The following is a 6,133-nucleotide window of genomic DNA, read 5'->3' as shown; positions in this document are numbered from 1 at the left end:
TAATAATGCAGCGGGACTTTTGGCAGATAAAAATCATTTTTCAGGAATTGATATTGTTAAGTTCGGTGAGAATATCAGTATTATTCAAAAAAGAGTAACGTTTGAACATATATCGGTTTTAGAAATATATGAAAAAGCACTTGCTGTATTTAGAGATTATTACCAATATGAAGTAATACAGGGGGCTGACAGAAAGATGGTAGAGAAAATACCGGAAGCAGCTTTCAGAGAAGCAATTGCAAATGCTTTGATTCATAGGGTATGGGATATTAATTCACACATCAGAGTTTCTATGTTTGATGATAGAATAGAAGTAGTGTCTCCTGGTGGATTGCCGGCTGGAATAACGGCAGAAGAATATTTATCAGGTAAACTATCTATTTTAAGAAATAGAAATCTTGCAAATGTATTTTACAGACTGGGATTAGTAGAGATATTTGGAACAGGAATTACACGAATCAAACAACTGTATGCAGAGAGTTTGATAAAACCAGAATTTGAAGTGTCAGAAAATGCTATAAAAATTGTACTACCGATATTTGAAACGAATGTCAATTTAACCGAAGACGAAAAAGTGATTTACAAATTTTTAAGTAAGACGATACTGAAACCAATAAGTGAAATTGCACCATATGTCTCATTTGGCAAATCAAAAACAACACAATTACTGAAAGCTATGGAGAAAAAGGGTGTGATTGCAGTTGAAGGAAAAGGCAGAGGAACAAAATATATCATTAAGTGATTGAGAACATAGAGGGTTCAAATTACACAATCTTTCAATAATTAGAGGCACAAAAAATGGTAACGACTGATTTATAGCCGTTACCATTTTTGATATTAATCTTCACCGGTTTTATCCTCTTTTATCCCATTGCCTTTGGTCATTGGAATATAATCGTATTTTGGAATGAAATTTACAGAGTTACTTTTATTATATAATTTATAATACTGTAGGAAAATACGTTCCATAATTTGTGGTATCTGGTCTTTATCAGGTTCGAACAGCGCCGGCAACCAGTGCCAGATCTTTGTCTGTAACGGAATCGGACAGAGTGTTTTGTTCCATTTGATGATAGAAAAAGAAATTACCTTTTCCGTTCTGTTTGACATAATAAAGCGCCTTGTCTGCTTTGGTATAACATTCTACGAAAGAATTCCCTTTTTCTGTCAGACAGAGACCAGCAGAAATGGAAGTATATTGTAGCTCAGGATCCTCAGATTTGATTGCCTGGAATTTTTGCAACAGCTGCTTCATGATTTCAGAAATCATTTCTTCCGAAACATCAGGAACAAACAGCAGAAATTCATCGCCGCCAAGTCGACAGATGATGGAGTCGCTGTCGCCTGAACCTGCAGGCCGGATTTCTTCAGACAACAGATGACCAAGTAATCGAAGTGCCCGGTCACCGGCCTTATGTCCATAAATATCGTTAATCTTCTTTAAATTATCCATATCCAGGAAAATCAGACAGCCATCATGCTCCTGCATAAGCTGTGCCACCAGTTTCTCACCGCGGTTCCTCATTCTCAGCACCGATTACCGTATGTTCTTTAATGACATTGTATTCTTCCGGTGTCAATCTGGTCGGTTTGTTTAAAATGGAATCAGGAATTCCGATCTTTCCAATATCATGTAGATGTGTAGCCAGTTTTAAATGTCGGATATCTTCCTTCTTCCAACCCAGTTCACTTGCAATCAACGCGGCGTATTCGGCAACTCGGTGGGAATGTCCACGGGTGTATTCATCCTTGGCATCCAGTGTCATAGATAAAGTCTGCATTAATTGCAGAGAAATCTGTTCTGTTTGTTTTTGCCTTGCCAAAAATTCTATGACCGCTGGTATCATATTTTGTGCGAAGTTCTCCGTTGATATAGAAACTGATATCTTGTAGTGAAGAACGAATCGCCAGGGTACTCTCCCGGAAGTCTTCAGGTAGTGTTGTGGTGATCACCATCGATTCTTCCGGCGAGACATCATAATGACCGGGTACAGAGATTTTTTCACTGCTGCCATCTGGTTTTTTCCAGGTAAACGTGCCGGAATAAATGATGTTCTCTGGCTTCGCTCCGGCATCCCGTTCATCCGGTCCGAACAATTGAATGCCGATGAACCACATAAGGATAATGCTTATAAGTATGTAGTAGAAGGGATAATTCTCATTATGAGAAGTTGGACGGAATTGAGCGTTGTATTGACGATGAGATTCCGTTTGAGATTCCGGAGAGTTGGGCGTGGACATCTGTTGGAGAAGTGTGTAGCAATATCCAGTATGGTTCCTCACAAAAATCTTCTTCAATCGGAAAAATTGCTGTGTTAAGAATGGGGAATTTACAAAATGGACGAATCGTATTGGATAAGTTAGTTTATACCTCTGATTTAAAAGAAATCAAAAAATATCCATTAGAGTATAATGATCTACTATTCAACCGAACTAACAGCAAAGAGTTAGTTGGAAAGGTGGCAATCTATAAAGGTGAAATTCCAGCCATTTATGCCGGATATTTAGTGCGTGTGCATCCAATTTTAATCGAGAGTGATTACCTCAATTACGTAATGCAATCACAGTATTACTGGATTTATTGCCAAAATGTCCGGAGTGATGCAATAGGGCAATCTAATATAAATGCAGAAAAACTTAAACATTTTATATTCCCACTTCCTCCATTACAAGAGCAAAAAAGAATTGTTAATAGCATTTCTCGTATATTTTCAAGAATTGAATTCTTGTAAGACAAAAGGCATACACTTCAAAATAATCCAAAGTATATGCCTTTCCCATTACCAGTTTATAATCGTATCTACAATTTCACGTTGTTCAGTGGATGTTTTGCGGAGATAAATACGGGTAGTTTCAATGCTTTCATGCCCCATGAGATCAGCAAGAAACGCTATATCATTACAACGTTCCAAGAAACTTTTTGCAAATCTGTGCCGGAATGAATGAGGATATACAACCACCGGATTGATATTATATCTTACTGCTAATTTTTTCAGTTGTCCAGAAATGCCATGAGTGGTAATACGCTCGCCATACTTGTTCAAAAAAATGAAGCCGCTTTCTTGTTGCTTTTCAGTCAACCAAGGAAGGGCTTCTTTTTGCAATTCTTTAGGAATATAGATTCTACGTAATTTTCCACCTTTGGAGTATAAGTCAAGATGCCCCAATTTAACATGTTCAGCCTTGATCTGAATCAATTCACTGACTCTGGCTCCCGTGGCGGCAAGGAAACGAATTACGAAGTACCAAAACATTTCATCATCCTTTTTCAGACATTCATCCCAAGCTTCTGGCTTAAGATCATCGTCAGCATCGGACGGACCATTGCCCCCATGGCCGTCACAAAGCGTCCGAAGCATAAGACATAGTTTTCTTTTCTAAGACCTTTGTATTGTGAAATTAGATTCATGATACGTTTTCCCTTTGCATATTCCCCAGTTTCAAACTACTAATAATATACAATGCGGGCACTTTTTTGTCTATCTTATTCCGTCGGGTTTCAGCAAAAAATGGTGGTTGATTGAAGCCGGAAAATGATGTATCTTAGTACTTAGGAAATAGCAGTTGTAAGGGGATTATGACTGAGCGAAAAAGGAGAATATGATGAAATCAGAAGAGGTTATGAGAATACTGGAAAATGCCATCCGTATCGGAAAAGGTGTGATCCGGTATGGAAGTGTTGCATCGTATATTCCGGAGCTTGCCAAGGCAGATAAGAATAAACTGGGAATCTGCCTTTACACAATAGACGGCAATCAATTTGAGACCGGAAATACAGAAGATAGATTTACGATACAGTCCATTTCCAAAGTAATGGCACTGTGTCTGGCACTGGAAACATTTGGAGCAGAGTTTGTGTTTAATCATGTTGGTGTGGAGCCGTCAGGGGAGGCTTTTAACTCACTGGTAGAACTGGATAACCGAAGTAACCGGCCCTTTAATCCGATGATCAATTCTGGAGCAATCACGGTTGCGAGCCTGCTTGTAAACCACTATTCCATCGAAGATATGCAGAAGTATATGCAGGACGTATGTGAAGATCCGGAGATTGCAGTAGACGAAGCTGTATTTCAGTCTGAGATGGCGACTTGCGCAAGAAATAAGGCGATTGCCTATCTTTTAAAAAGTAAGGAGATCATTGATACCGATGTAGAAGATAGTGTTACCTTTTATACAAAGATGTGTTCCATGTCGGTAAATGCAAGAGATCTGGCAATGTTCGGTCTTTTGCTTGCAAATGACGGAGTGCAATTATCTACCGGAAAACGTCTGATCTCATCTCAGACTGTACGGATGGTACAGACCATTATGCTCACCTGCGGGATGTATGACGGATCAGGTGAATTTGCGTTAAGAACAGGAATTCCGACTAAGAGCGGAGTCGGCGGCGGCCTGCTTAGCGTATCGAAAAAGAAAATGGGAATCGGGATCTACGGACCGTCTCTTGATAAAAAAGGAAACTGTATCGCAGGCTGCGAATTGTTGGGATATATTTCAGAAGCACTGCATCTTCACATCTTTGATACCAGAGAGTGGAAGGTAGAAGAATAAAAAAAGACGATACTGCAGAACTCCCTTAGCATGTGGTTTTGCAGTGTCGCTTTTCTTTTATCCGCTTATTTTTCAGAGGATGGAAGACAATTTCCATCTTTAACAATGGTTGGTTCTTTTCCTGCAATCATGGTTACCATGTATCCATTTTTCCAAAATTGATTGCAACGACTTTTCCTTTTTTCGTATGGAAAATCTGAATAAGGATATTTTTTGAAGTCGGTTTGTTCTTAAAATAGTTGCTTGGTCTGCTGTTCCCGGTAGGAATCGCACCATTGCCGAATGTATAGCGCGGTTTTGCATTTTTATCTGCACTTTCCAGATAAATAAGTACTTGTCTTGCAACTCGCCGGCTGAATGTATTGACCTCGGTCTGATCTTTGGGATTCCTTTGAAGAGCATTTAGTGCACCGTTTGATATTCTTCCGAGCTTTGTCATCTTTTCGCCGCCGATTGTGGAGGTAAACTTGCTATTTTGTATATTCAAATCCTGCTAACTTAGTTACAAATGCAACATTGCCTAGGTAGCACCATTCCCAATTTCTTGGAATTTCAAAAGGCAATTTATCATCAATGCAAACTTCCTCAGAACCATGCTTTTCATAATGAGAATTATCAGAGAATAGATATTAAAACAAATCTGCAATGAAAGCTAACAAATTGACATCGTTTTCCATAAAATCAATTCTGCGATAAAAACATACCGTCTAGACAGCTATTTTTTAAGCTATTATCCAAAAGACATATAGTATATAGGCTCGAATGGTGAAAGTGCCCATTTGGGCCTATTATTGTATAATTTAATACGTTACAACCAGAGCAAGATCCACCCGTGTATTACAGTATTGTCATTTTGACAATTTTGTATTACTTACGAGTAGCGGACTTGATGGGGATTACGTCCCCATACCCACGTGAAAATATAATTGCTGGCAATTACATTTTAGCAGATATGCAGGCATATCTGAATAAGCGTCATAGACAACAAAATAAGGAAATTTTGATAAGGCATTCACCTGGAATAGGTGAGTGTTTTTTTGTTTTCAAATATTCAATTAACCGAAAAAATAAAAAAATTTTCATCAGGGGGCTGTAAAAATGCCTCTCAGCGTTTCGTTTTATGTAACGTCGTTATGGTCGTGCATGGAAGAGAATACGTGATAAGTATGCTTCGGAGCATCCGTTCTGTGAGCTGTGTTTTGAACGTGGACTTGCAGTTCCGGTGGAAGAGATTCATCACAAGAAGCCGTTGAGTGAAGGTGGCACACATGATCGGAGTAATCTGATTGCGTTGTGCAAGCCGTGTCATTCACAAATTCATGCGAAGCGTGGAGATCGTTGGAAATAAGGGTTCCCACGAAGCAGGCTTCGTGGGAAGAGGACGAGCAGCGGAATGAGCGAGCTTTTGTGCTTGCATGAAAGCGAGAGATATGAAGCTTGTGAGGACGACGTAGGGGGTATCGAAATCTCTACAGGCCTGTCTTCTATAGAACGGCGGGTGGGTGTTGCGTGTGCAGTCGCGAAATGGAAGATGGGGGTAGCTCACTGAAAATCCATTGACAAATCGTGAAATGATTATTAT

At 39.3% G+C, this 6,133-nt stretch carries 7 protein-coding genes and 2 pseudogenes; 4 read left to right on the top strand and 5 right to left on the bottom strand.

Annotation, left to right across the window (positions count from 1 at the left end):
• Positions 1 to 742 (top strand): ATP-binding protein (locus JQM82_RS14040; RefSeq protein ID WP_328284223.1); only part of this gene is annotated, 742 nt, incomplete at its 5' end.
• 249 nt (positions 743 to 991) lie between these two features.
• Here the strand turns inward: JQM82_RS14040 and JQM82_RS14035 are convergent.
• Genes JQM82_RS14035 through JQM82_RS14025 form a run of 3 tightly spaced genes read right to left on the bottom strand, consistent with a single transcriptional unit; the run spans position 992 to position 2,118 of the window.
• Positions 992 to 1,525, bottom strand: a complete 534-nt coding sequence (locus JQM82_RS14035) for a GGDEF domain-containing protein (protein ID WP_235251020.1) — start codon at positions 1,523 to 1,525, stop codon at positions 992 to 994.
• On the bottom strand, positions 1,509 to 1,766 hold the full coding sequence (locus JQM82_RS14030) for an HD-GYP domain-containing protein (RefSeq protein ID WP_235251019.1): 258 nt from the start codon (positions 1,764 to 1,766) through the stop codon (positions 1,509 to 1,511). The genes JQM82_RS14035 and JQM82_RS14030 overlap by 17 nt, the downstream gene beginning before the upstream one ends.
• Positions 1,744 to 2,118: a hypothetical protein gene (locus JQM82_RS14025; protein ID WP_235251017.1), complete on the bottom strand. Its 375-nt coding sequence runs from the start codon at positions 2,116 to 2,118 to the stop codon at positions 1,744 to 1,746. Before JQM82_RS14025 ends, JQM82_RS14030 begins: the two co-directional genes overlap by 23 nt.
• 53 nt (positions 2,119 to 2,171) lie before the next feature.
• On the opposite strand from JQM82_RS14025, the gene JQM82_RS14020 reads away from it, so the two are divergent.
• Positions 2,172 to 2,732, top strand: a complete 561-nt coding sequence (locus JQM82_RS14020; protein WP_235251016.1) for a restriction endonuclease subunit S — start codon at positions 2,172 to 2,174, stop codon at positions 2,730 to 2,732.
• A gap of 48 nt (positions 2,733 to 2,780) precedes the next feature.
• Here JQM82_RS14020 and JQM82_RS14015 read toward each other — a convergent pair.
• Positions 2,781 to 3,290 (bottom strand): annotated as a pseudogene (locus JQM82_RS14015) (tyrosine-type recombinase/integrase); the annotation flags it as partial.
• Between the two features lie 310 nt (positions 3,291 to 3,600).
• On the opposite strand from JQM82_RS14015, the gene glsA reads away from it, so the two are divergent.
• Positions 3,601 to 4,551: a glutaminase A gene (gene glsA, locus JQM82_RS14010; RefSeq protein ID WP_028087161.1), complete on the top strand. Its 951-nt coding sequence runs from the start codon at positions 3,601 to 3,603 to the stop codon at positions 4,549 to 4,551.
• A gap of 133 nt (positions 4,552 to 4,684) precedes the next feature.
• On the opposite strand, the gene JQM82_RS14005 is transcribed toward glsA, so the two are convergent.
• Positions 4,685 to 5,038, bottom strand: coding sequence for a hypothetical protein (locus tag JQM82_RS14005; protein ID WP_235251015.1), 354 nt, complete (start codon positions 5,036 to 5,038; stop codon positions 4,685 to 4,687).
• Positions 5,039 to 5,677: 639 nt separating this feature from the next.
• Here JQM82_RS14005 and JQM82_RS14000 point away from each other — a divergent pair.
• A pseudogene (locus JQM82_RS14000) lies at positions 5,678 to 5,899 on the top strand (HNH endonuclease); the annotation flags it as partial.
• Positions 5,900 to 6,133: the final 234 nt, after the last annotated feature.

The organism is Faecalicatena contorta (assembly GCF_021531995.1).
Lineage (GTDB): Bacteria > Bacillota > Clostridia > Lachnospirales > Lachnospiraceae > Dorea_A > Dorea_A contorta_A.
This window is presented reverse-complemented; position numbering and strand designations above follow the sequence as displayed.

What these genes read in the sequence shown, in the direction of transcription:
- JQM82_RS14035 (WP_235251020.1), bottom strand. Translation starts at nt 1,525, where the DNA reads ATGAGGAACCGCGGTGAGAAACTGGTGGCACAGCTTATGCAGGAGCAT.
- JQM82_RS14030 (WP_235251019.1), bottom strand. Translation starts at nt 1,766, where the DNA reads ATGACACTGGATGCCAAGGATGAATACACCCGTGGACATTCCCACCGA.
- JQM82_RS14025 (WP_235251017.1), bottom strand. Translation starts at nt 2,118, where the DNA reads ATGTGGTTCATCGGCATTCAATTGTTCGGACCGGATGAACGGGATGCC.
- glsA (WP_028087161.1), top strand. Translation starts at nt 3,601, where the DNA reads ATGATGAAATCAGAAGAGGTTATGAGAATACTGGAAAATGCCATCCGT.